Annotated in this window: 21 protein-coding genes; 7 read left to right on the forward strand and 14 right to left on the reverse strand. The window is 62.8% G+C overall.

Annotation, left to right across the window (positions count from 1 at the left end; translation table 11 throughout):
- Window positions 1-19 precede the first annotated feature (19 nt).
- The 6 genes from iaaH to pqqD all read left to right on the forward strand — a co-directional run bounded on the left by iaaH (window position 20) and on the right by pqqD (window position 6,556).
- Window positions 20-1,474 (forward strand): indoleacetamide hydrolase, encoded by a 1,455-nt coding sequence (iaaH, locus tag AC57B1_RS23425; RefSeq protein ID WP_496418816.1) that lies wholly within the window; start codon window positions 20-22, stop codon window positions 1,472-1,474.
- Between the two features lie 49 nt (window positions 1,475-1,523).
- Window positions 1,524-2,312: a CDP-diacylglycerol diphosphatase gene (locus tag AC57B1_RS23430; protein WP_496418817.1), complete on the forward strand. Its 789-nt coding sequence runs from the start codon at window positions 1,524-1,526 to the stop codon at window positions 2,310-2,312.
- 150 nt (window positions 2,313-2,462) lie between these two features.
- A complete protein-coding gene (locus tag AC57B1_RS23435; RefSeq protein WP_496418818.1) occupies window positions 2,463-3,551 on the forward strand; it encodes a fatty acid desaturase in 1,089 nt (362 codons plus the stop codon).
- 281 nt (window positions 3,552-3,832) lie between these two features.
- Window positions 3,833-5,806 carry a sigma-54-dependent Fis family transcriptional regulator gene (locus tag AC57B1_RS23440; protein WP_496418819.1) on the forward strand — a complete coding sequence of 658 codons (1,974 nt, stop codon included), beginning with the start codon at window positions 3,833-3,835 and terminating at the stop codon, window positions 5,804-5,806.
- 263 nt (window positions 5,807-6,069) lie between these two features.
- Window positions 6,070-6,144: a pyrroloquinoline quinone precursor peptide PqqA gene (gene pqqA / locus AC57B1_RS23445; protein ID WP_007178434.1), complete on the forward strand. Its 75-nt coding sequence runs from the start codon at window positions 6,070-6,072 to the stop codon at window positions 6,142-6,144.
- Window positions 6,145-6,274: 130 nt separating this feature from the next.
- On the forward strand, window positions 6,275-6,556 hold the full coding sequence (gene pqqD / locus AC57B1_RS23450; protein WP_091807652.1) for a pyrroloquinoline quinone biosynthesis peptide chaperone PqqD: 282 nt from the start codon (window positions 6,275-6,277) through the stop codon (window positions 6,554-6,556).
- A gap of 193 nt (window positions 6,557-6,749) precedes the next feature.
- On the opposite strand, the gene AC57B1_RS23455 is transcribed toward pqqD, so the two are convergent.
- Both AC57B1_RS23455 and AC57B1_RS23460 read right to left on the reverse strand, forming a co-directional pair.
- Window positions 6,750-7,982: a c-type cytochrome gene (locus AC57B1_RS23455; protein ID WP_496418820.1), complete on the reverse strand. Its 1,233-nt coding sequence runs from the start codon at window positions 7,980-7,982 to the stop codon at window positions 6,750-6,752.
- A 90-nt stretch (window positions 7,983-8,072) separates the two neighbouring features.
- The gene (locus AC57B1_RS23460) at window positions 8,073-9,800 is read right to left on the reverse strand and encodes a methanol/ethanol family PQQ-dependent dehydrogenase (RefSeq protein ID WP_496418821.1); all 1,728 of its coding nucleotides are present in this window, start codon (window positions 9,798-9,800) and stop codon (window positions 8,073-8,075) included.
- A 426-nt stretch (window positions 9,801-10,226) separates the two neighbouring features.
- Between AC57B1_RS23460 and adh the strand changes: the two genes are divergently transcribed.
- Window positions 10,227-11,747: an aldehyde dehydrogenase gene (adh, locus tag AC57B1_RS23465; RefSeq protein ID WP_091807645.1), complete on the forward strand. Its 1,521-nt coding sequence runs from the start codon at window positions 10,227-10,229 to the stop codon at window positions 11,745-11,747.
- A 29-nt stretch (window positions 11,748-11,776) separates the two neighbouring features.
- Here adh and AC57B1_RS23470 read toward each other — a convergent pair whose 3' ends face one another.
- From AC57B1_RS23470 to AC57B1_RS23525, 12 genes are all read right to left on the reverse strand, one after another.
- On the reverse strand, window positions 11,777-12,445 hold the full coding sequence (locus tag AC57B1_RS23470; RefSeq protein WP_408352971.1) for a GntR family transcriptional regulator: 669 nt from the start codon (window positions 12,443-12,445) through the stop codon (window positions 11,777-11,779).
- Between the two features lie 108 nt (window positions 12,446-12,553).
- Window positions 12,554-13,276 (reverse strand): 2,3-bisphosphoglycerate-dependent phosphoglycerate mutase, encoded by a 723-nt coding sequence (locus tag AC57B1_RS23475; RefSeq protein WP_408352973.1) that lies wholly within the window; start codon window positions 13,274-13,276, stop codon window positions 12,554-12,556.
- Window positions 13,277-13,289: 13 nt separating this feature from the next.
- Window positions 13,290-13,505 carry a hypothetical protein gene (locus AC57B1_RS23480; RefSeq protein ID WP_408352975.1) on the reverse strand — a complete coding sequence of 72 codons (216 nt, stop codon included), beginning with the start codon at window positions 13,503-13,505 and terminating at the stop codon, window positions 13,290-13,292.
- On the reverse strand, window positions 13,498-14,286 hold the full coding sequence (locus tag AC57B1_RS23485) for a carboxymuconolactone decarboxylase family protein (protein WP_408352977.1): 789 nt from the start codon (window positions 14,284-14,286) through the stop codon (window positions 13,498-13,500). Before AC57B1_RS23485 ends, AC57B1_RS23480 begins: the two co-directional genes overlap by 8 nt.
- A 103-nt stretch (window positions 14,287-14,389) precedes the next feature.
- On the reverse strand, window positions 14,390-14,806 hold the full coding sequence (locus AC57B1_RS23490; RefSeq protein ID WP_408352979.1) for a cupin domain-containing protein: 417 nt from the start codon (window positions 14,804-14,806) through the stop codon (window positions 14,390-14,392).
- Entirely contained in the window at window positions 14,803-15,717 is a 915-nt protein-coding gene (locus AC57B1_RS23495; protein WP_408352981.1) for an NAD(P)-dependent oxidoreductase, read from the reverse strand. Before AC57B1_RS23495 ends, AC57B1_RS23490 begins: the two co-directional genes overlap by 4 nt.
- A 22-nt stretch (window positions 15,718-15,739) precedes the next feature.
- Complete coding sequence (locus tag AC57B1_RS23500; RefSeq protein WP_408352983.1) at window positions 15,740-17,089, reverse strand: MFS transporter; 1,350 nt, start codon at window positions 17,087-17,089, stop codon at window positions 15,740-15,742.
- A 95-nt stretch (window positions 17,090-17,184) separates the two neighbouring features.
- Entirely contained in the window at window positions 17,185-17,580 is a 396-nt protein-coding gene (locus AC57B1_RS23505; protein WP_091807631.1) for a carboxymuconolactone decarboxylase family protein, read from the reverse strand.
- A 105-nt stretch (window positions 17,581-17,685) separates the two neighbouring features.
- Complete coding sequence (locus tag AC57B1_RS23510; RefSeq protein ID WP_496418822.1) at window positions 17,686-19,116, reverse strand: aldehyde dehydrogenase family protein; 1,431 nt, start codon at window positions 19,114-19,116, stop codon at window positions 17,686-17,688.
- 35 nt (window positions 19,117-19,151) lie between these two features.
- On the reverse strand, window positions 19,152-20,042 hold the full coding sequence (locus AC57B1_RS23515) for an NAD(P)-dependent oxidoreductase (RefSeq protein ID WP_496418823.1): 891 nt from the start codon (window positions 20,040-20,042) through the stop codon (window positions 19,152-19,154).
- Between the two features lie 12 nt (window positions 20,043-20,054).
- Complete coding sequence (locus AC57B1_RS23520; protein WP_496418824.1) at window positions 20,055-20,381, reverse strand: NIPSNAP family protein; 327 nt, start codon at window positions 20,379-20,381, stop codon at window positions 20,055-20,057.
- A 59-nt stretch (window positions 20,382-20,440) separates the two neighbouring features.
- The gene (locus AC57B1_RS23525; RefSeq protein WP_496418825.1) at window positions 20,441-21,352 is read right to left on the reverse strand and encodes an NAD(P)-dependent oxidoreductase; all 912 of its coding nucleotides are present in this window, start codon (window positions 21,350-21,352) and stop codon (window positions 20,441-20,443) included.
- Window positions 21,353-21,363: the final 11 nt, after the last annotated feature.

Here is a 21,363-nt window from a genome sequence, read left to right on the forward strand (position 1 = left end):
GACGAAGGAGACACCAGCCATGACATGGACCGTTGATGAACAACTCGCGCTGAGCGCCACGCAAGCCGTTGCCGCGATCCAGTCCGGCCGCCTGAAGGCCGCCGACTATGTGGCCACCCTGCTCGCGCGAGCGGCGGCGCTCTCGAGCCTCAATGCGCTCACCACGCTCGACCTCGACGGCGCGCTCGCCGCCGCGCGGCGCATCGACGCACTGCCCGCGGCCGACAAGGTGCGCTTGCCGCTCGCAGGCCTCGCCATTGTCGTGAAGGACAACATCAACACCGCCGGCTTGCAAACCTCGGCGGGCACCCCGGCGCTCGCGGGCTTCGTGCCGAAGTCCAATGCGCCCTCGGTGCAGCGGCTCATCGACGCGGGCGCGATCATACTCGGCAAAGCCAATATGCACGAACTGGCATTCGGCATTACGAGCACGAACCTCGCCTCGCACGCCGGGCCGGTGCGCAATCCCTACGATCCCACGCTGATTCCGGGCGGGTCGTCCGGCGGCACAGCGGCGGCGATTGCCGCGCGTATCGCGCCGGCGGGCCTCGGCACCGACACGGGCGGCTCGACCCGCATCCCCGCCGCGTTGACGGGCACCGTGGGGTTTCGTCCGTCGGTCGGCAACGGCGGCGCCGAGCGGCGCTATCACGATCCAGACGCCGTGGTGCCGATCAGCCATACGCGCGACACGGTGGGTCCAATGGCGCGCACCGTCGCCGATATCGCGCTGCTCGACGGCGTGATCACCGGCGCGGGCGCGTTGCCGGTCATCGCGCTGAACGGCTTGCGCATCGGCTTGCCCGCGCCGCTGTGGGAAGGGCTCGAGCGGCAGGTGGAGGACGTCGCGCGTGCCGCGTTGAAGAGGCTCGAAGCGGCGGGCGTGGTGTTCGTGCCGGTGGCAATGAGCGAATTGAACGGTCTGAATGGCATGGTGGGCGGCCCGATTGCGATCCATGAGGCGCGCGACGACGTGCTCGCCTGGCTCGTCGCCAATGATGCGCCGGTCAGAACCGTCGTCGACATGGCGGCCCGCATCGCGAGCCCGGACGTGCGCGCGATCTACGACGGCGTACTCGCCGATGTCCTCGGCGAGCACTACGACGCGGCGCTGAATGACTGGCGGCCGCGCTTGCAGCAATACGTTGCCGCGACCTTCGCCGATGAACGCCTCGACGCGCTGCTATTTCCGACCACGCGCCTCGCCGCCGTGCCGATCGACGACGTGAACGGCTCGTCGACGGTATCCATAGACGGATCGCCGCCGATCGACACGATGGACGCGTTCCTGCGCAACACCGATCCGGCCAGCACCTCGGGCATTCCGGGACTTTCGCTGCCGGCCGGCATGACGGCGGGCGGCCTGCCGGTTGGACTGGAACTGGATGGGCCTCTCGGTGAGGACCGGCGCCTTCTTGCTATCGGCATCGCCTTCGAGCAGATCCTCGGCTCGCTGCCGGCGCCGTTGCTCTGATACCGAAACAACCTTCGCGACAACTCTAAAAAATTTGACTCTACCGCCGATGAAAACACCAACGCCCGCCCACCGCAGACGGGCCCGCTTGCGCTACGGTGCGCGAATCGTGGCCACGTTAGCCGTCGCGCTGGCTGCAAGCGCATGCGCGCGCCTCGCCACAATCGACTCGAATGCGCTGTGGAAAATTGTCGACCTGCGCTGTGTGCCGTCGCAACAGGCCACCGGCACGCCGGGCCAATGCACGGTAGTCGACCTGGACAAACGCTACGCTATCCTGAAGGATATTGTCGGACGGTCGCAGTATCTATTGATCCCAACCGACCGCATCACCGGCATTGAAAGCCCACTCGTGCTCGCGCCGCACGCGCAGGACTACTGGGCCGACGCCTGGAACGCGCGGACCTACGTCGAGAAGTCGGTCAAGCGTGATCTGCCGGACAATCAACTCGGCCTCGAGATCAACTCGCAATACCGCCGCTCGCAAAACCAGCTGCATATTCATATCGATTGCATGCGCGGTGATATCAGTGAAGCGCTCGCACGGCACGCGAAAGATGCGCCTGACGAATGGCATTGGGATACGCTCGACGGCAACCGTTACCGCATCATGCGCGTGAGCACGCTCACGCACGCTGACAATCCGTTTCACATCGTCGCGCGGGACAATCAGGGGGCCGGGACGATGGCCACGCAAACCATCCTCGTGACGGGTGCGGGGCCTTCCGCGGAAAAAGACGGCTGGCTGGTCGTGAACAGCGGGATCGACGTGGAGAACGGCAACGGCTCGGCCGAAGGCCTGCTCGATCACGCGTGCCGCGTGGCGGACGCCCGGTAAGCGCCTGACCAACGAGGCCAGGCGGCCCGCCGCGCGCAAGCTGGCGCCGCTATGCACGTTTTAGCAGATGCATTGCTGAACAAATTGGTTCTGGCAATGCTCGGGGGTCCGTAGGATCGGTCTGAACCTGCATTCCGACCGATCCCTTTCATGGCGATTTACCTCGACGACACGCAACGCAACACACTCGCCCGCCTCGCGACAAGCTGGACATGGCGCACGCAATGGCCGACCTGGGCGCTGATCGTGACGATCTATGGCGGATGGTTCAGCGTGGCGACACATGCGCGCGACCTCGGCTTACCGCTTACTACGCTCCTGCTGGCTGTGCTCGGCACGTGGTACATGTCATTGCAGCATGAACTGCTGCACGGCCACCCCACGCGTTCGCCGTTCGTCAACGCGCTGCTCGGTTTCGCGCCGCTCGCCGTGTGCTTTCCGTATGGCATTTACCGCGATTCGCATCTTCAACATCACGACGATCCGCATCTCACGCATCCCGAGCGCGATCCCGAGAGTTACTTCGTCAGCGCTATCGCGTGGCAACGCGCGGGTTGGGCGATTCGCGCGCTGCTGACCTTCCGTAATACGTTTATCGGCCGCCTGCTGGTCGGGCCCGCGTTCGCCATCGCCGCGACCGGTGTCGATGCGCTCCGTCAGATCAAACGTGGTGAATGGCGCGATGTGCCAGTGTGGCTTGCGCACTTCGCCGCACTCGCCGCGCTCGCCGCCTGGCTGCAACATGTTTGCGCGGTCCCGGCGTGGGTCTTTATTGTCGGTGTGGGATATGGATCGCTGTCGCTGGGTTCGGTCCGCTCGTTCCAGGAACATCGTACGGCGCACGCGCACGAGCATCGCACCGTCGTCAACGAAGCGGCGTGGTTCTGGCGTCTGCTGTTTCTGAACAACAACTATCACGCAGTACACCATGACCTTCCCCAAGTGCCCTGGTTTGCGCTTCGGAAAGTGTATGAAACGTCCCGCCAGCAATACATTGATCGCTCGGGAGGCTTTCTGGTGCGCGGGTATGGTGAATGGTTAAGACGTTATGCATTCGCTCCGATCGCTCATCCTGTTCACGATGTCACGTCTCTCCCCGTTCATGGCAATCCGCCTGCTTTCACCCCTTCCGCGGCTCGATTGCGGGAAAATTTCATGTCCGTTGTCCGCCTCGCGGAACACCATGAAGCTCTCGCACACGCTACTGCTGAACGCCAGACCACACACCAGTCCCTATAAGCGCAGCAAGTGCGGCTCAATGTATTGAGTCGCCCGGATCGCTTCCCCGAGGACATGGTTTGAGTCAGATCAAACCCGCTACGGGTTTCGGCACGAACATACACACTGACCGCGGGTATCCAAACGACGTGTTCCGTTGACGCTCAATTCAGCGGCCCCATCAAGGCGATGGCAGGAACAACCGCCGACTCCGCGAAACACTTCACTGGCATATGACTTGCTTGTTGAAGTACCCGCACGACCCCGGCAAAACGAACGGGGCTGACCAGCAGGAGGAGACAATGCGCGATGAGGTCTATCACGCTGTAGCGCCAATGACGGCCCATGAGCCCGGCTGGCTCACACCGTCGATTCAGAAATCCCACGAACGCTCCGAAACTTTCGGCTTGAGCGCGCTGATGCGGCCGGACTACGACGTCCTGCCCGCGGCCGAGCTTTCGTTGAAGCTGGAACAAAGCCGTGTGCTCTGCGCGCATGCCACGCCGGTGATGGAAACGCTGCATGAGCAGATCGTCAACACGCAGAGCATGATCGTGTTGACCGACGCCGAAGGCCTGATTCTTCATTCGATCGGCGACGACGACTTTCTGCGGCGCGCCGAGAAGGTCGCGCTGCGCCCGGGCGCCAACTGGGCCGAGGACCGGCAAGGCACGAACGCAATCGGCACGGCGCTCGCCGAGCGATGCCCAACGGCCATCCACGGCGAGCAGCACTATCTGGCGGCCAATCGCTTTCTCACCTGCTCCAGTGTGCCGATCCTCGATCCATACGGCGATCTGATCGGCGTGCTCGATGTCACCGGCGACTATCGCAGCTATCACCAGCACACCATGGCGCTGGCGAAAATGTCCGTGCAGATGATCGAGAATCATCTTTTTACGAACACCTTTCGCGAAACCTTGCAGATCGCCTTTCATGGCCGCCCTGAATTTCTCGGCACCTTGATGGAAGGCATCGCCGCGTTCACCTGCGACGGCCGTTTCCTGTCCGCCAATCGCAGCGCGCAATTCCAGCTGGGCATGCCGCTCGCGGGCTTGCGCGCGCATACGCTGTCATCGTTATTCGGTCTCACGACCGCGCAACTGCTCGATCACCAGCGAGTCAGCCGCGACCGGCATTTATCGCTGAACCTGCACACTGGCGCGGTGGTGTGCGCGCACGTCGAATTCCGCCGCGCCAGTCGCACCGAGGCGAGCTCGCTGCCGCAGGAAACCCGCGAGCCACGCACGGCCCAGCGCGCGGAAGCGCCGGCGCCAGCCGCGGGTGCGTTGTCGAAACTCAGCTACCTCGACACGGGCGACCCGCAGATCACGGCAGTCATCGGCAAAATCCGCAAGGTGATCGGCAAGGACATACCGATCCTGATCACCGGTGAGACCGGAACCGGCAAGGAACTGCTCGCGCAGGCGATCCACAACGACTCGCCGCGACGCTCCGGCACGTTCGTCGCGGTCAACTGCGCGTCGATCCCGGAAACGCTGATCGAATCCGAGTTGTTCGGCTACGAGGAAGGCGCGTTCACGGGCGCGCGGCGCAAGGGCGCCATCGGCAAACTGCTGCAAGCCAATGGCGGCACGCTGTTCCTCGACGAAATCGGCGACATGCCTTATCCGTTGCAGGTGCGCTTGCTGCGCGTGCTGCAGGAACGGCTTGTCAATCCGCTCGGCTCGTCGAAGTCGATACCGGTCGATATCGCTGTGATTTGCGCGACCCACCGCGACCTGCGTGAGATGATTGCGCAGAACCGGTTTCGCGAGGATCTGTACTACCGCCTGAACGGCATGGTGGTCAAACTGCCGCCGCTGCGCGAGCGCACGGATCTGTCCGCTGTCATTCAAAAGATGCTGCAATGCGCGTCTGCCGAAAGTGCCGAAGGGCAGCGCCTGAGCGTTGCCCCGGACGTGATGGCGCTGTTCGAGCAATGCGCATGGCCGGGCAATTTCAGGCAATTGGGCAATCTTCTGCGCACGGCGGCGGCCATGGTCGATGCGGACGGCCAGATTCGCCGCGAGCATTTGCCAGACGATTTCTTCGACGGCTTGCGCACGGCTACCGCGCCGGGCACAGCCAGCACAGAGGCCTTGCCGCTGCCAAGCGGACGTCTTGAAGACGTCGCCACCAGCGTCATTGCCCAAGCCGTGGCGCAACATGGCGGCAATGTGTCGGCGGCCGCTCGCGCGCTTGGCATCTCGCGCAACACGATTTATAGAAAGCTGCCGTTGCAGGGTTTGAGCGACTCGGAAAACGCGGCCTGACTCGTAGGTGTCACAACTGCTCCAATTTGCAACAGTGCTGTAACTGAAATGAACAGGTGTTCCGCGCCCGGTCCGAGCGCGGAACATGCGACGTCACAGCACACATCGATTATTTTTTTATCCATTCGACATGCTAATCATTCGGCGCATCCTTCACAGCTTCCAACTTGGCTCTATTCTCCCGGCACAGACTTTGCGTTAATCGACACGGCCGCTTCACCTATGCGGTTCTTCAATCACATGTTTTATTCAAGGAGACAGTCATGCAATGGACCACCCCCGCCTATTCCGATCTGCGTTTCGGTTTTGAAATCACGATGTATATCGCCAATCGCTAAAGCAACGATAAAACGCCGCACGCCGCTCGCTTTATGTGAGCGAGCGTGACGGCGCCCGGAACATGGCCCATGAAGACCAGGATTGCCGGCTCGGGCTGATGCTCGACGAGATCTTAAAGGCGTAACCCGTATGAATGCCCCGCACCACGACCATTACGCCAGCCTTCGGCCCTGTTTGCGCACGAAGTTCCGCCTGCAATGGGAAGGCGTTCGGGATACCTATGTGCTGCTTTCTCCCGATGGCACCGTGAATCTCAATCCGAGCGCGGGGGAAATTCTCGTGCGCTGCGACGGAACGCGCGAACTGGACGACATTATTGGTGAACTGGAAGATCTGTTCAGAGCGTCCGACCTCGCCGCCGACGTGTACCGTTTCATCGACCATGCGCGGCAACGCGGCTGGCTGGACTGACACGGCTGCGCCGATCGACGCTCCGCTGCCTGTTCGCAGCAGGGACACCTCATGCGGCAGGGGTAATCGATAAAGTGACGGTTACAAGGAAGGCGGCCCGGCGCTCCCCGTGGTTGACGGGAAGACTGCCGGGCCATCGTCGTTCCATGGCGGCCGACGCAGTAAAGAAACTCAGTGAAGAAAGATACCGGGCCTATTGCGATGTGCGCGCGTTGAGCGGCGTGGTCGATGCCTTGGCGCTATCGTCGGTGAGTTTGGTGCTGCTCGCGCTATAGCCATTCGAATACAGCAGGAAGGCCATGATGTCCGCATAATCCTGCGGTTTCATCTTGCCCGGGCGGTCAGCCGGCATATTGTTCGCCATGTATCCGTACACCCCGCCGATCGTCAGCTTCGCATTGGCGGCCGGTGCAAAAGCCGGCCCGCGCAATGCGGGTGCATTGAGTCCCTGCAGATCCGGACCGTGGCATTTCGCACACGAACTCGAGTAAAGCGTCTTGCCGTGCGCGACCTGCGTACGGTCGAAACTCGGCGCATCGGCGGCTGCACTCGCATCGACCTTGAGAAACCGACCTTGCTGCGAACCCTGCCCGGATGCCAAAGTCATACGCCACACCGCGCCGCCGCGGCCTGGGCCATCGCGATAGGCAAACGCCGGCGCGGCAGAACTGCTCGCCTGAGCCGCTTCGGGGAGAGTCCAGTGGCGAGACAATGCCGCGAGCCGGCCGTCCGATGCCATCTTTTCGAGCGCTGCGTCGATTCGCGGCTGTAACCCCGCGCCGTTCTTGCCGAACGCGAACACCAACTGCCAGTCGGCATACTGCGAGGCGGCATTGACAATCCGGAAGTGCCGCTCAGGATGTTTGGTCGTGTAAGCCACCACCGCCGGATACCAGACGATCGCGCGCTGTGCATGCCCGCTCGCCACGGCGTCGACCGTCAGCTCCGCTGTGTTCTCCAGGTCGAGTTTCACGTTCGGCTGCTGCACGGCAATCAATTGCGCGGGGCTCGCATAGGTTGCCGCAACCACCTCGGCTCCGCCGGCGGGCGTGGACGATTCTCGCGTGGTGATGCTGACGTAGCCGGAGCGCAGATAACCGCGCGAGAAGGTCAGTTTGCTGCCGGAACCATCTGCCACTGTGGAACGCGGGAAGCCTGCGATCACATCGCATTTGCGCGCCAGTGCCGCGTTGAGTTCCTTAAGCGAGACGCCGTCGTCGTCGCCACTGTCGAATCCTCCGGGAGAGAGCGACAGCGCGATACCGGCCGTGCGAAACGCTTCGCGCGCGACCGCTTCGTCGAGCGCGGTCGAGGGACTGCCGGGAAACGTGCACACGCGCACACCTGCGCTGGCGAGTCCCGGTGCCAGTGCGCCGGTGGCCAGCAAGACACCGGCAACGGCGAACCTATTGAGTCGAGTCTTCATGATCCTGTTTCCAGAAAAGGCCAGACCGTCACGACCGGGTGACTGTGTCCATGCGGACGCGGCCAGCTTGTCGCGACAGCCATGTGGACATCAGCCGTGGTTGAGCGCAAACACATACAACGTGCCGCCGCGTGGAACCTTCTCCGCCGCCTTCGCCATCGGGCCGCCCCAGATCGGATTCGCGCCCCCGTAGCCCGCGAGAATGGCGACATACTCCTTGCCGTCGGCCTCGAACACCGAAGGTTGAGCGACGATTCCGCTTGCCAGCTTCGGGCTCTGCCACAACACCTTGCCGGTCGTCACATCGAATGCGTACAGGTGGCCGTCGAGCGAGCCGCTAAACGCAAGACCACCGGCCGTCGTCGCCACGCCGCCGTTCCACGGCATCTTGCTCCAGTGGCTCCAGATTTTCTTGCCCGTGTCGACATTGATCGCCTGCAGTTCGCCATAACCCTTGCTGCCGGGCTCCGGTTTGATTTCGAAGCCTTCGCCGAGGTACGGCAAGCCTTCCATGTAGTTCACCGATTTGCCCGACAGCGACATGCATGCGTGCAAAGCCGGAACGACTGCAATGTGCTTGTCCGGATCGTACGAAACCGACCACCAGTTCTTGCCGCCGAGGAAGCTCGGGCAGGTCTCGATCGTCGTGCCGGCCTTCGGGTACTTCGACGCGTCCTGAATCGGCGCGCCGTCCGCCGAATAGCCCGTTACCGAAGTCGCCGTCACGAACGGCTTCGCATAGATCAGCTTGCCTGTGCCGCGGTCGATCGCATGGAAGAAGCCGTTGCGGTCCGCGTGAATGATCGCGTCGTACTCCTTGTCCTGATACTTGATCGTCGCCAGTACCGGCGTATTCACGCCGTCGTAGTCCCATGTGTCATGCTTGGTGTACTGGTAATGCCATTTGAGATCGCCGTTCTTCGGATCGAGTGCGAGGAGTGAATCGGAGTAAAGGTTGTCGCCCGGACGCAGATCGGCCAGCCACGGGCCTGGGTTGCCCACGCCCCAGTAAAGCGTTTTCGATGCGGCGTCGTAAGTGCCCGTCAGCCAGGCCGGCGCGCCGCCATGTTCCTGCATGCCGTTCGGCCACGTATCTCCACCCTTCTCGTTAGCCGCGGGCACCGTAAAGCGCTTCCACAGCACATTGCCGTCGTCCGGATTCAACGCTGCGATAAAGCCGCGTGCGCCGTATTCGCCCCCCGCGCTGCCCACCACCAATGCGCCGTCGAGCGCGAGCGGCGCCAGCGAGAATGCATAGCCGAGCCCCGGCTCAAACATCTGCTTGCGCCACGCAACCGCGCCAGTCTGCGCGTCGAGTGCGACCACGTCACCGCTCAGCATCGCGACGTAGACGTTCTTGCCATACAGGGCCACGCCGCGATTGATCACGTCGCAACATGCCGTCTTGAACGACTCCGCACCGAGCTTCGGTTCGAACTTCCACAATTGCTTGCCGGTTACCGCGTCGAATGCATAGACGTTGTCCTTCGGCGTGGTCACGAAGAGAAAGCGTCCGTTGACGATCGGCGTGGCTTCGAATCCCTGCTGCAGGTCCGCCGGAAACTTGTAGCTCCAGACCTGTTTGAGGTTCTTCACGTTCGCAGTGTCGATCTGTTTGAGCGGCGAGTGCGCCTGGCCGTTATAGGTGCGGTAGTACGTGAGCCAGCCGGGATCGCTCTGCGCAGCGGTCAATCGCTCATAGGTGACGGCCGGGTAGTCGCCGGCGGCCATCGCCGATCCGAATAACAGACTGACGGCGGTCGCCACGCTCATTGCAAGCGCCGTGGGCCGCGTCGCCGAAGCTAAACGTGCTTTCATCCTTGTCTCCTGTTGAGTTGTCGACGCGAGGCCGTGCGGCGGCGCCATCGTCTAGTGAACGCAGACTGGCTGCGGGCCATTCAAGGCAAGTCGCGTGCCATTGGCGGCAAGTGCGCCTCGGGCCGCGATAGTCGATGAAAGCGCGCCGCAATCGCGTGAAAGAGCGGCTCTCCATACGTGCCGGCAGTGTTGCGGCATGGCACATTCGAACGCACACGTGTTGCTAAAAATGACAGTTGCCCGACCGATGAAGCAAAGCGCGCGCGAATGAACGGCGCTCGTCGCTATGCATGCCGCACACTCAGGTCCAATGGCACGCTTCTCGCTGAATGCTCCGCACGATGAAGAGCCGCAGTGATGCGCACACGTCACGCCAAAGCGCGCTTTCTCCGTCGGCATTCAGACAATCATTTGGAGGAGTCAGGCATGAATCACGCAGATATGCAGTTTCTCGATGTCGAATTTCCGTATGCGCGGCAATACGCCAATTTCATCGGCGGCGAGTGGGTTCCTCCGGTGCGTGGCGAGTACTTCGACAACGTGTCGCCGATCACCGGCGAACCCTTTACGTCGATTCCCCGTTCGACGGAAGAAGATATCGAACTCGCTCTGGATGCGGCTCACCGCGCCCGCAAAGCCTGGGCCGATACGTCGCCCGCCTTGCGAGCGAACATCCTGAACCGTATTGCGGACCGCATGGAGCAGAACCTCTCGCGCATCGCATTCGCCGAATCGATCGACAACGGCAAACCAATCCGCGAAACGCTCGCCGCCGACATCCCGCTCGCGATCGATCATTTCCGCTATTTCGCCGGTTGCATTCGCGCACAGGAGGGGACGCTCTCCGAGATCGACGCGGATACCGTGGCCTATCATTTTCATGAGCCACTGGGTGTGGTCGGTCAGATCATTCCGTGGAATTTCCCGATCCTGATGGCCGTGTGGAAAGTCGCGCCGGCACTCGCAGCGGGAAACTGCATCGTGCTCAAGCCTGCCGAGCAAACACCCGCATCGATTCTCGTGCTGGTCGAACTGATTCAGGACTTGCTGCCGCCGGGTGTGCTGAATGTGGTCAACGGTTTCGGCCTCGAAGCCGGCAAGCCGCTGGCATCGAGCAAGCGCATCGCCAAGATTGCGTTTACCGGAGAGACTTCGACCGGCCGCCTCATCATGCAGTACGCGAGCCAGAACATCATTCCCGTCACGCTCGAACTTGGCGGCAAAAGCCCGAACATTTTCTTCGCCGACGTGATCGATCGTGACGACGGGTTTTTCGACAAGGCTCTCGAAGGCTTCGCGATGTTCGCGTTGAATCAGGGTGAAGTGTGCACGTGTCCGTCACGCGTATTGATCGAAGAAAAGATTTACGACCGCTTCATGGAACGCGCGCTGAAACGCGTCGCCGCCATCACGCAAGGGCATCCTCTCGACACCAGAACGATGATCGGTGCGCAGGCCTCGCAGGAACAGTTGGAGAAGATTCTTTCGTATGTCGACCTGGGCAAACAGGAGGGCGCCGAATGCCTGATCGGCGGTGAGCGCAATGCGCTTGGCGGCGAATTGAGCAAAGGCTATTACGTCAAGCCGACCGTGTTCCGCGGCCACAACAAGATGCGCATCTTCCAGGAAGAGATTTTCGGACCGGTAGTCTCGGTCACGACGTTCAGGAACGAAGAAGAGGCGCTCGAAATCGCCAACGACTCGCTCTACGGCCTCGGCGCCGGCGTGTGGACGCGCGACGGCACACGTGCCTATCGCTTCGGCAGGCAGATTCAGGCGGGCCGCGTGTGGACCAACTGCTACCACGCCTATCCGGCGCATGCGGCGTTTGGCGGCTACAAGCAGTCCGGCATTGGCCGCGAAACGCACAAGATGATGCTCGACCACTATCAGCAAACGAAGAACCTGCTCGTGAGCTATAGCGACAAGCCGTTGGGCTTCTTCTAACGCACTAAGATCTGGAGTGGCGTGGAGCGCTACTCAGCGCTCTCCAGCATCCGCAGTGCAGCCTTTTCGGCATTGGCGACGTGCAGCCGCGCGATGTCCTGCGCGGCTTCGCCGTCGCGAGCCTTCAATGCCTTGTATAACCGGTCGATTTCACGCAGGCTGTCCGGCAGCCGCTCCGGATGCATCAGCGACGTGGTGCGCAGCAGATTGATGCGCGAATAGAGACTGTTGAGGATTTCGCGGACCAGCGCGTTGCCGCAGTTTTCGAGCAACAGATCATAAAGCGCCGTCTTCGCGCGCAGAACGCCTTCCTGATTTTTCGCAGCGGCCTGGGCGCGCAGTTCTTTCGCAACTTCGCCAAACCGCGCGATGGCGTCGTCGTGAGCAAGGCGTGCGAATTCGTGGGCGGCGAAACCTTCGAGCAGCCCGCGCAGTGCGTACAGTTCGACCGCCTCCTCCTTCGACATCACCGCGACGATGGGACCCTTGTGCGGCACGCTGCGCACCAGCTTTTCCGCTTCGAGCTTGCGCAATGCCTCGCGCACGGACGTGCGGCTCACGCCAAGCGACTCGCACAGTTCGCGTTCGATCAGGCGAGCGCCAGGCGCGAAACGTCCACTCACGATCGCCTGCCGCAGCACGTTCTCAACGTGATGCCGCAGCGTCTCAGGTCTGATCAAGCCCATGTCTGTTGACATTATTGTATTCCCGTCCGACAAGATTCAGCCTCCATGATACGTGAGCGGCTTCGTCACCGGCAGTCTTTGACGCACATGGGGCAGAAAAACAGCAAGTCGGCGTGCGTTTCAGCGGCTTGCTGCCAGCGCGGCAAGCGGTGTGCGCGAAATAACGGAGAGCGCTGCATCGAATCTCATGATCAACGGCTGCGCATGCGCGACTTCGACCGACGCGATTGCGTCGTCGCCAATGCCGTCGAGTTGCTTGAAAAGCGCGCGCAACGAGTTGCCGTGCCCCACCATCAGCACGGACTGTCCGCGGGTCAGCGCAGGTGCAACGCAGTCGTCCCACAGCGGCAGCACGCGCCGCAGCGTGTCGCGCAGGCTTTCGGTGCGTGGCAGCGCGCCCGCAGCGGGCATCGCGTCGTCATGCAGCGCGCGCACCAGGGCCGCGTGCTGGTCCGCGTCGAGCGCGGGCGGCGCGAGATCGAAGCCGCGCCGCCATAGCCGCACGCGTTCCGCGCCAAAGGCAAGTGCTGCCTCGTTCTTTTCCATCCCCGTCAGCATGCCGTAATGGCGATCGTTGAGCCGCCACGAGCGCACGATGTTGGGCACCGGCTGCTCCAGGGTTCGCAGTACATGCGCGAGCGTGTCGGTGGCGCGCAGCAACGCCGAGCTCACCGCGAGATCGAAGCGAAAGCCCGCCTCGTGCAACCGCTCCCCAACGCGCTGCGCGTCGGCCACACCCTGGATGGACAGGCCGACGTCGCTCCAGCCGGTAAAACGGTTAGCGCGATTCCATATCGACTGGCCGTGACGCAGCACGACCAGAGTGCCCGCTTGAGGAGTCATGTCGAAGCCCGCTTCAGTTGTAGCCGAGAATCGCAACGGCCAGCACATGCGCATGCTCGCTGCTGTTCGACGCGAGCACCGAAAGCGGCGGCTTCTGCATCGCCCGCCATGCCGAGGAACCCGTGTCAGGCTTCCGGTTGTCCGGCAAAGCCGGCGGACGTGGCGTGCCGTGCTCGCGCGGCGCAAGACTCACGGCGAAGACCGACCCGCGCATGGCCGGATTACGCATGCGGGTCTCCCGCCGCCGCGCCGCTGCGCTTGAGTGCGGCTTCCAGCAACGGCGCGCCCAGCTCCGCGCCGTGAATCCCCGTTACGCTGACAATCTCCAGCAACTCCATCAATTCCCCGGCAGTCGCGCCGTAACGCAGCGCGTTACGGATGTGCAGCTTGAGGCCCGGCACGTACAGGTGCGTCGCCGAGGCGTCGAACGCGCAGTACATGAACTCCTTGATTTTCGGGCTCAGCACGCCGGTGCGCCACGGTACGGACGAGAACTCGACATACGCCTCGAACAGGTCAGGATCGAGTTCGAGCAGGCCTTCCCAGGTGGGGTGCCAATAGCCGCGATTCTTCTCGAACTCGGCTTTCAGCATTTGCCTGCGTTCGTCGAGCGGTGGCGCGCCATGACGTAAGCCCTCTTCTTCCAGCACTTCGAGCAGCACCGGCACGCCGACGTTGCTGGTGTGAATGCCGATCGTGCTGATCAACTCCAGCACTTCGATCAACTCGTCGCGCGTCGCGCCAAAAGACAGCGCCCGTTCGATATGGCGCGCGACACCCGGTGCGTACAACTGCGTCGCGCAGGCATCGGCGGCGAGCGCAATGAACGCGCGCGTCTTGTCGTCGAGATGATTCCTGCGCCGCGGTACGCCCGCGAACTTCAGGTACGCATCCACGAAACGCGGGTCGAGGCGCACGAGGCTATCCCATTCGGGACTCGCCTTGCCGTGCAGACTGACGAGGTCATCGCGAAGACGCGACGCGTCGGGCTGCGGTGTGGTCTGGGTCATGATCTGGATTTCCTCGTTGGCAATACAGCGCGTGATTCTTTGGCGCGTGCGGGAGGCTCACTGCGAACGCCAGTGCCCCGCACGCGCGGTCATGGTGCTCGCGCTAAGTTGCTGTCGTTGCCACGACCGTTGCCGCTACCGTTGCCGGATAATCCCGCTGCGCGACTTCTTCCTGCCACGTACCCTTACCAATCGACGTCGCGATGTGAACCATGTAGCTGCCTTCGCTCGCACCGTGCCAATGCCGCTCGTTCGGTCCGATGAACACAATGTCGCCCTGGCGAATCGGCTGCGGCTCTTCCCCGTCCAGACAGATCCAGCCCTGACCGGCCGTGACCTGCAGGACCTGGCCGTGCTCGTGCGTGTGCCAATAGGTGCGGCCGCCCGGTGCGAAAAACACCGTGTTGATGGTGACGCCGTTAGTCGCCGGCATTACCGGGTCGGCCCAGACGGTGCCGGTAAACGTGTCGCTGCGGCGCTCGGACATCGCGCCTGCCGCTCTGCCGTGAAAGACCTTCATGCGTTTTTCTCCTTGTGTACTCCGTCGAACAGCCGCACGCCGCCCGACACGTCGCCGATCGCATCGACGACACGGTTGCTGATCACATCGCCATAACCAAGCGCCGTGCCAAGGCCAAAGCTCGCCAGAGGCCCGGCCGAATTCAGTGACATCACGCCGAGTTCGCGAACGCGGTCGACGTACAGCACGACGTCCTTGGTCATCAGCTTGCCGGTCAGGCCGCCTTCCAGATAGTCACCGTCGACGATCTTCGGGAACCTGTTGAGCGTGGCGAAATTGACACCGCTGCTGCTGTTCAGCACGTCGAGCAGCAAGTGCAGATCGAGCCCCGCCTTCTTGCCCGCCACCATCACTTCGGCACTGGCGGCAAGACTCACGGCGTTCAGAAAATTGTTGAGCAGCTTGGTCGTGTGGCCGGCGCCGCTCGCTCCCATGTATGCGACTTTCGCGCTGATCGGCGCGAACGCCCATTGCAGCGCGGCAACGGCTTCCGCGGCGCCGCCTACCATCAGCGTCAGCGAGCCCTTCTCCGCCGCTGCGGCGCCACCCGAAATACCCGCATCGACATAACGCACGCCGCGCTCGGCAAAACGCCGCGCGAGGCGGATCGTCGAACTCGCCGCCGCCGTGCTCAGATCGACCACGATCTGTCCTTCGCGACAGTGCGCGAGCACGCCGTCCTCGCTCTCGACAACCGCTTCGACCACCTTGCTGTCCGGCAGCGACATCATCACGACGTCCGCAAACGCGAGCACTTCGCCCACTGTGCCCGCTGCCTTCGCGCCCGCCGCGTCGACGCGTTCGCGCGCGGTGTCGTAACCGAGCACCGCGATGCCTGCGTCGACGAGGCGCCGCGTCATGCGCCCGCCCATGTTGCCGAGACCGATAAAGCCGACCCGTTCCTTGTTCATGAATTCCACTCCTCCTTCAAAATCAGAAATCGACATCCTTCGTTTCCGGGCCCATCAGCGCGCCGATCATGCCGATCAGGCCGCCCACGCACAGCAGCACGACCGAGGTCAGCCGCAGCGGCATGAAAGCGCCGAGCCAGTTCATATAGAACGCGTAAAACGAAGGGATAATCACCGACAGACTGAAGCCGACGCCGAAACCGGTTGCGCGCACATCCGTCACGAAGCGCTCGTTGATGTACGTGACGATCACGCCCCACGGCGACGTGACGAGCACCGCCAGCACGCACACCAGCGCCATGATGGCCGGCAGCGACAGCCCGTCCACATTCGCCAGCACGTACAGCAGCACCGCGCCGACCGTGGCGATCAGCGGGCCGACGATCACAAAGAAGCGGCGCCGTCCAATGCGCTGCGCAATCAGCCCCGAGCCGATGTAGCTGAAAAACAGCACGAAGTACGTGACCATCAGCGTCGCGGTCATCTGAAAGCCTGTCAGATGCAGTGTCTTCACCAGCAGGCCGGTCGGCAGATAAATCGTGATGATGTTTTGCGTGAGCCAGAAGCCCGTCATCATCACCAGCACCTGCAGCAGGTTGCGCCCGCTCTTGCCGCGCAGCAGGTCGGAGAGCGGCAGCTTTTCGGTGGTGGCCGCCTTGTCGGCCGCCTCGCTCTCCCAGATCTCCGATTCGGCGACCTTGCGCACGTAGTACATCGTCAGCAGGCCCGCGAGCGCCGCCCCGAGCACGAACGGAATGCGCCAGCCCCATTGCGCATACGGCGAATGCATGCCGTTCAGCGGAAACAGCGCGAACATGAGCATCGCGACGAGGTTGATGGTCACGTACGCGGCCGGAAAACCGGCAATGATGAAGCCGCCGACAAAGCCGCGTTGCTCTTTCTTCGAATACTCGATCGCGAGCGGCATCGCACCCGTATACCCGCCACCCAGAAAAATCCCGTCGACAAAGCGCAGCAGCACCAGCAACCAGTAAGACACAATGCCGATGCTTTCATAGCCGGGCAGCAGCGCGATCAGCAGCGTCACCACCCCAAAGCCCGATACCGACCAGATCGACGCCATGCGCCGGCCAATGCGGTCCGCGATCATGCCGAACAGCAACGACCCGACCGGACGGCCGAGCAGCGTCGTGATGAACACCAGTGACGCCAGGATCGTCTCCATGCCGGTAGACAGATGCGGCGGCTGGAAATATCCAAGCACCGGCGACAACACCACCACCGGCAGATAGATATCGAACATATCGATGAACTCGGAGAAGAACGCGCCCTTGATCGCGTTGTGCCTCTTCGTTTCAATCGACTGCTCGCCCTCCGACATTGCAACGTCATTCCCAGTCAACGCTTTCATCTCTGTCTCCATTCGTTATGCGCACCGCGCGGTGCGATTCCCCTTGCGCTTTCCCGTGTGCTGCCAGCCGTTAGCTGTCCGGATGGGTTGCCGCGTCAGGCCGCGCCGGTTTCCGCTTCGTATGTCCTGATCGCCTCGCTCGCCACGCGGAAAGCCGCGAGCGCGAGCGGCGCGCCGCAATAAACGGCGGCCTGCATCAGCACCGCGCGGATTTCTTCCTTGCTCACGCCGTTGCGCAGCGCGCCCTTCACATGCACCGACAATTCGTGATGCTGGCTCATCGCCGTCAGCATGCCGAGGTTCAACATGCTGCGCGTCTTGAACGACAGCGTCGGGTCGCCCCAGATGTCGCCCCAGCAACTTTCGGTGACGAACTTCTGCATCGGCCGGTTGAAGTCGTCGGCATTGGCCCACGATTTTTCGACGTGAGCGGCGCCCAGTACTTCCTTGCGATTTTCGAAACCCTTGTTGAAGCGGTCGTTGGTATCCATCGTGTTTCCTTTGAAGTTCAATCCGGCAGGTGTTTGCCTGACTGGATGATTGTCGGACAAGTCAGGCGGAGAAAATTTTTTCGGCCTGGTGCGAGCCGCAGCGCGTCAATCCACGCCGTAGCCGACCAGCGCCTTGGTTTCCAGATATTCGCGCAGGCCCGCTTCGCCCCATTCCCGGCCATTGCCCGAACGCTTGTAGCCGCCAAAGGGCGCGCCGAAATCGGCGGGCGGGTAATTCAGATGCACGCCCCCCGCGCGCAACGCGCGTCCCACCTTGCGCGCCCGCGTGACGTCCGCGGATTGCACGTAGGCCGCAAGGCCGTATTCCGTACCGTTTGCAATGTCGATCGCCTGCTCTTCCGAGTCGTAGGGAATCATCGACAACACCGGCCCGAAAATTTCCTCGCGAGCGATGGTCATGTGCGGGGCGACATCGGCGAACACGGTCGGGCGCGCATAGTAGCCCTTGTCGATGCCATCCGGACGGCCCGTGCCGCCCGTGACGAGACGCGCGCCTTCGTCGATGCCGGTCTGGATCAGCGCTTGCACGCGCTTGAACTGGTTCGCGTTGACGAGCGGGCCAAGCTGCGTCGCAGGGTCGTCGGTCGGTCCGAGCCGATACGCCTGCGCGGCGCGCTTCGCGATCTGCGCGGCATCGTTCATCAAATGACGCGGCACCAGCATGCGTGTCGGAATCGAGCACGACTGGCCCGAGTTGGTGAAGCAGCCGGCGACGCCGCGCGTCACCGCCTGATCCAGGTCGACGTCGTCGAGCAGGATGTTGGCCGACTTGCCGCCCAGTTCCTGAGCGACGCGTTTGACCGTTTCCGCAGCAGACTGCGCGACCAGCACGCCGGCGCGGGTCGAACCGGTGAACGACACCATGTCGATATCCGGATGGCTCGCGATCGCCGAGCCGACCCCAGGCCCGTCACCGTTGACGAGATTGAACACGCCGGCCGGCAGGCCCGCTTCGTCGAGCACTTCGGCGAACAGCAGAGCGCTTAGCGGCGAATACTCGCTTGGCTTGAGCACCATCGTGCAGCCGGCCGCGAGCGCCGGTGCGATCTTCACGACGATCTGGTTGACCGGCCAGTTCCACGGCGTGATCAAACCGCACACGCCGATCGGTTCGAGCACCACACGCGTGCTGCCGCGCTGCTCCTCGAACTCGAAGCGTTCGAGCACGTCGATCAACGCATTCAGATGCGCAGGGCCGCGCGCCGCCTGACCGTTGCGCGCGAACGTGATCGGCGCGCCCATTTCGCGGCGCATCAACTCGGCGAATTCATCGTAGCGGCGCTCGTAGATCGTCACAATGCGCTTGAGCAACGCGACGCGTTCAGCGACGCTCGTCGCCGACCAGGCCGCGAACGCGCGGCGCGCAGCGGCGACAGCGCGATCGACATCTTCAGCGTTGCCCATCGCGAGTTTCTCGAAGGACGTTTCAGTCGATGGATCGACGATGTCGAACCAGACGGCGGACGCGGGCTCGACCCAACGTCCGTCGATATAAAACTGGGCTGCACGTGGCATGACAGGCTCCGGAATCAATGGATCAGAAAACAGGTTCAGGACGCGGCGCCGGGCAGGAGCCGGTATAGCTCGGTGTGGTCGGTGGCGGGCGTGGAGCGCTGTGCCGCTTCGTCCCACACGTCGACGCAGGTCGCACCGAACGTCATGGGATGCCCCACCGCCTGTGCAAGCGCGCGGGCAATCTTCAAATCCTTGTTCATCAACTGCAACGCGAAGCCGGAAGCGAACGTGCCGCTCAGCATGAACTGCCTGGCCTTGTTCTCCGACGTATTGCTGCGGCCCGTCGACGCATTGAGCACATCCGTCATCACCGCCGGCTCGATACCAAAGCGGCCGGCGATTTGCAGCGCCTCGACTGTCGCCGCGACACTCGCCGCCGACACATAGTTGTTGAGCGCCTTGGCCGCATGCCCGGCACCCGCCGCGCCGATATGCAGCACGTTCGCGCCCATCGCGGCGAGCAGCGGCTTGCAGCATGCGAGCACGTCCGCATGGCCACCGGCCAGAATCGCCAGCGTGCCTTCCTTCGCGCGTTTGACGCCGCCCGACACGGGCGCATCCAGATACGCGAGGCCCTGCGCTTCGAGCGTCTTGCCGAGTTCGCGTGAGCGCTCCGGCTCCGACGAACTCATATCGATCACTATCGCGCCTTTCGCGAGCCGCGCGGCCCAGCCCGTGTTGTCCCCGTCGCCGAGCACCACGGCTTCGACGATCGCCGAGTTGGGCAGCATGGTGATCAGGACGTCGAGCGCACCCGCGTTATCCGCGCTCAGACGGTGCGCGCCGGTCTGTTCTGCCAGCGCATCGGCGCGCGCCGCGTCTGCGTCGTCGATGAACAGTTCGAAGCCCGCGTTGCGAAGGCATTGCACCATCGGTGAGCCCATCATGCCGAGGCCGATGAAACCGACCCGTTTGGCTTGTGTCATGAGAAAGCTCTCCTAGCGCAGCGCCGAGAAGGCGGTCGGCGTGAGGAAGTGGTTCTCGATGCGCTCGACGATCGGCCTGTCAGCTTCTGTCGCCGCCCGTTTGGCGATCCAGTCGGGATCGGCCTGGAACGCGTTCCATTTCTGCTCGCGCTCCGCGAGGCTTTCCCACTTCACCATATAGGTCAGCGCGTGATTGCTCGGACCGATCAGCGTGGTCCAGAAACCAATCTGTTCGATGCCGTACTTTTCGAAAAAGCCGAGCGTGGTCGACGTGAAGCGTTCGAGCAGTGCCGGCAGGCGCGTCGGCGCACAATGGTAAATACGCATTTCAACGATCATGTACCTCTCCTTCGAGATAATCAGATGGCCGCAGCCAATGAGTTTCGCTCGCGGCGAATTCAGTCTTTCAGTCCTTCACCCGACGACCAGCGTTCGACGTACTTGACGAGTTCGGTCATGTCGCGTTTCGAGCCGTCCTGCATCGCCGCGTAATTCCACACCTGACGCGCGACGCTGCCGACCCACATCGGCACGCCGAGCGCCTGACATTCGTCGACCGCGAGGCCGATGTCCTTGCACACGCTGCCAACCGGAAAGCCGAAATCGAAGCTGCCCGGCAGCACATGCTTCGGGAATTTGTCCATCGTCGCGCCGTTCTTGCCGCTGCCCGAATTGATCACCGACATCATCACTTCCGGATCGAGGCCGCCACGCACGCCGGCGACAAACGCTTCCGACGTAATCGCAAATGCCGTGGACGACAGCATGTTGTTCAGCAGCTTGAGCAACTGCCCCTGGCCCGGCTGATCGCCGACCACGAACACCTTGCCGAGCACCTCGAAAAGGACGCGCACCTGGTCGAGCGCGGCCGGTTTGCCGGCCATCATGATCGCGAGCGTGCCCTTCTTCGCTCCGGCGGCGCCGCCGCTCACCGGTGCATCGACGGTGTCGATACCCTTCGCGAGCAGACCGTCGGCCACTTCCTTTTCCATGCGCGATCCGACCGTGGACAGATCGACGAGAATCTTCAGCGCGCCGCCCTCGATCAGTCCGCCTTCGCCGAGCGCGACCTGCCTGAAGATTGCCGGCGTAGGCAGACTCGTAAATACGATGCGCGCGGTGTCGGCCAGCTCTTTCACGGATTTCGCCGCGCGCGCGCCGAGCGCCGTCAATTCCGCGACCGCCTGCTCGTCGCGATCGAACACGACGAGCGTATGACCCGCCTCGATGAGACGGCGCGCCATCGGCCGCCCCATCACGCCTACACCGACAAACCCGATCGTGTTGTTGCCTTCATCACTGCTCGACATGACTGTCCTCA

It is taken from the genome of Paraburkholderia sp. BGA-UO-ETr-F21 (assembly GCF_059567925.1).

Bases quoted from the DNA above. Each gene is read 5' to 3' on its own strand.
- AC57B1_RS23525 (WP_496418825.1), bottom strand. From the start codon at position 21,352: ATGTCGAGCAGTGATGAAGGCAACAACACGATCGGGTTTGTCGGTGTA.
- AC57B1_RS23520 (WP_496418824.1), bottom strand. From the start codon at position 20,381: ATGATCGTTGAAATGCGTATTTACCATTGTGCGCCGACGCGCCTGCCG.
- AC57B1_RS23510 (WP_496418822.1), bottom strand. From the start codon at position 19,116: ATGCCACGTGCAGCCCAGTTTTATATCGACGGACGTTGGGTCGAGCCC.
- iaaH (WP_496418816.1), top strand. From the start codon at position 20: ATGACATGGACCGTTGATGAACAACTCGCGCTGAGCGCCACGCAAGCC.
- AC57B1_RS23440 (WP_496418819.1), top strand. From the start codon at position 3,833: ATGCGCGATGAGGTCTATCACGCTGTAGCGCCAATGACGGCCCATGAG.
- adh (WP_091807645.1), top strand. From the start codon at position 10,227: ATGAATCACGCAGATATGCAGTTTCTCGATGTCGAATTTCCGTATGCG.
- AC57B1_RS23495 (WP_408352981.1), bottom strand. From the start codon at position 15,717: ATGAACAAGGAACGGGTCGGCTTTATCGGTCTCGGCAACATGGGCGGG.
- AC57B1_RS23460 (WP_496418821.1), bottom strand. From the start codon at position 9,800: ATGAAAGCACGTTTAGCTTCGGCGACGCGGCCCACGGCGCTTGCAATG.
- AC57B1_RS23500 (WP_408352983.1), bottom strand. From the start codon at position 17,089: ATGAAAGCGTTGACTGGGAATGACGTTGCAATGTCGGAGGGCGAGCAG.
- AC57B1_RS23515 (WP_496418823.1), bottom strand. From the start codon at position 20,042: ATGACACAAGCCAAACGGGTCGGTTTCATCGGCCTCGGCATGATGGGC.
- AC57B1_RS23430 (WP_496418817.1), top strand. From the start codon at position 1,524: ATGAAAACACCAACGCCCGCCCACCGCAGACGGGCCCGCTTGCGCTAC.
- pqqD (WP_091807652.1), top strand. From the start codon at position 6,275: ATGAATGCCCCGCACCACGACCATTACGCCAGCCTTCGGCCCTGTTTG.
- AC57B1_RS23505 (WP_091807631.1), bottom strand. From the start codon at position 17,580: ATGGATACCAACGACCGCTTCAACAAGGGTTTCGAAAATCGCAAGGAA.
- AC57B1_RS23480 (WP_408352975.1), bottom strand. From the start codon at position 13,505: ATGCGTAATCCGGCCATGCGCGGGTCGGTCTTCGCCGTGAGTCTTGCG.
- AC57B1_RS23490 (WP_408352979.1), bottom strand. From the start codon at position 14,806: ATGAAGGTCTTTCACGGCAGAGCGGCAGGCGCGATGTCCGAGCGCCGC.
- AC57B1_RS23485 (WP_408352977.1), bottom strand. From the start codon at position 14,286: ATGACCCAGACCACACCGCAGCCCGACGCGTCGCGTCTTCGCGATGAC.
- AC57B1_RS23435 (WP_496418818.1), top strand. From the start codon at position 2,463: ATGGCGATTTACCTCGACGACACGCAACGCAACACACTCGCCCGCCTC.
- AC57B1_RS23470 (WP_408352971.1), bottom strand. From the start codon at position 12,445: ATGTCAACAGACATGGGCTTGATCAGACCTGAGACGCTGCGGCATCAC.
- AC57B1_RS23455 (WP_496418820.1), bottom strand. From the start codon at position 7,982: ATGAAGACTCGACTCAATAGGTTCGCCGTTGCCGGTGTCTTGCTGGCC.
- AC57B1_RS23475 (WP_408352973.1), bottom strand. From the start codon at position 13,276: ATGACTCCTCAAGCGGGCACTCTGGTCGTGCTGCGTCACGGCCAGTCG.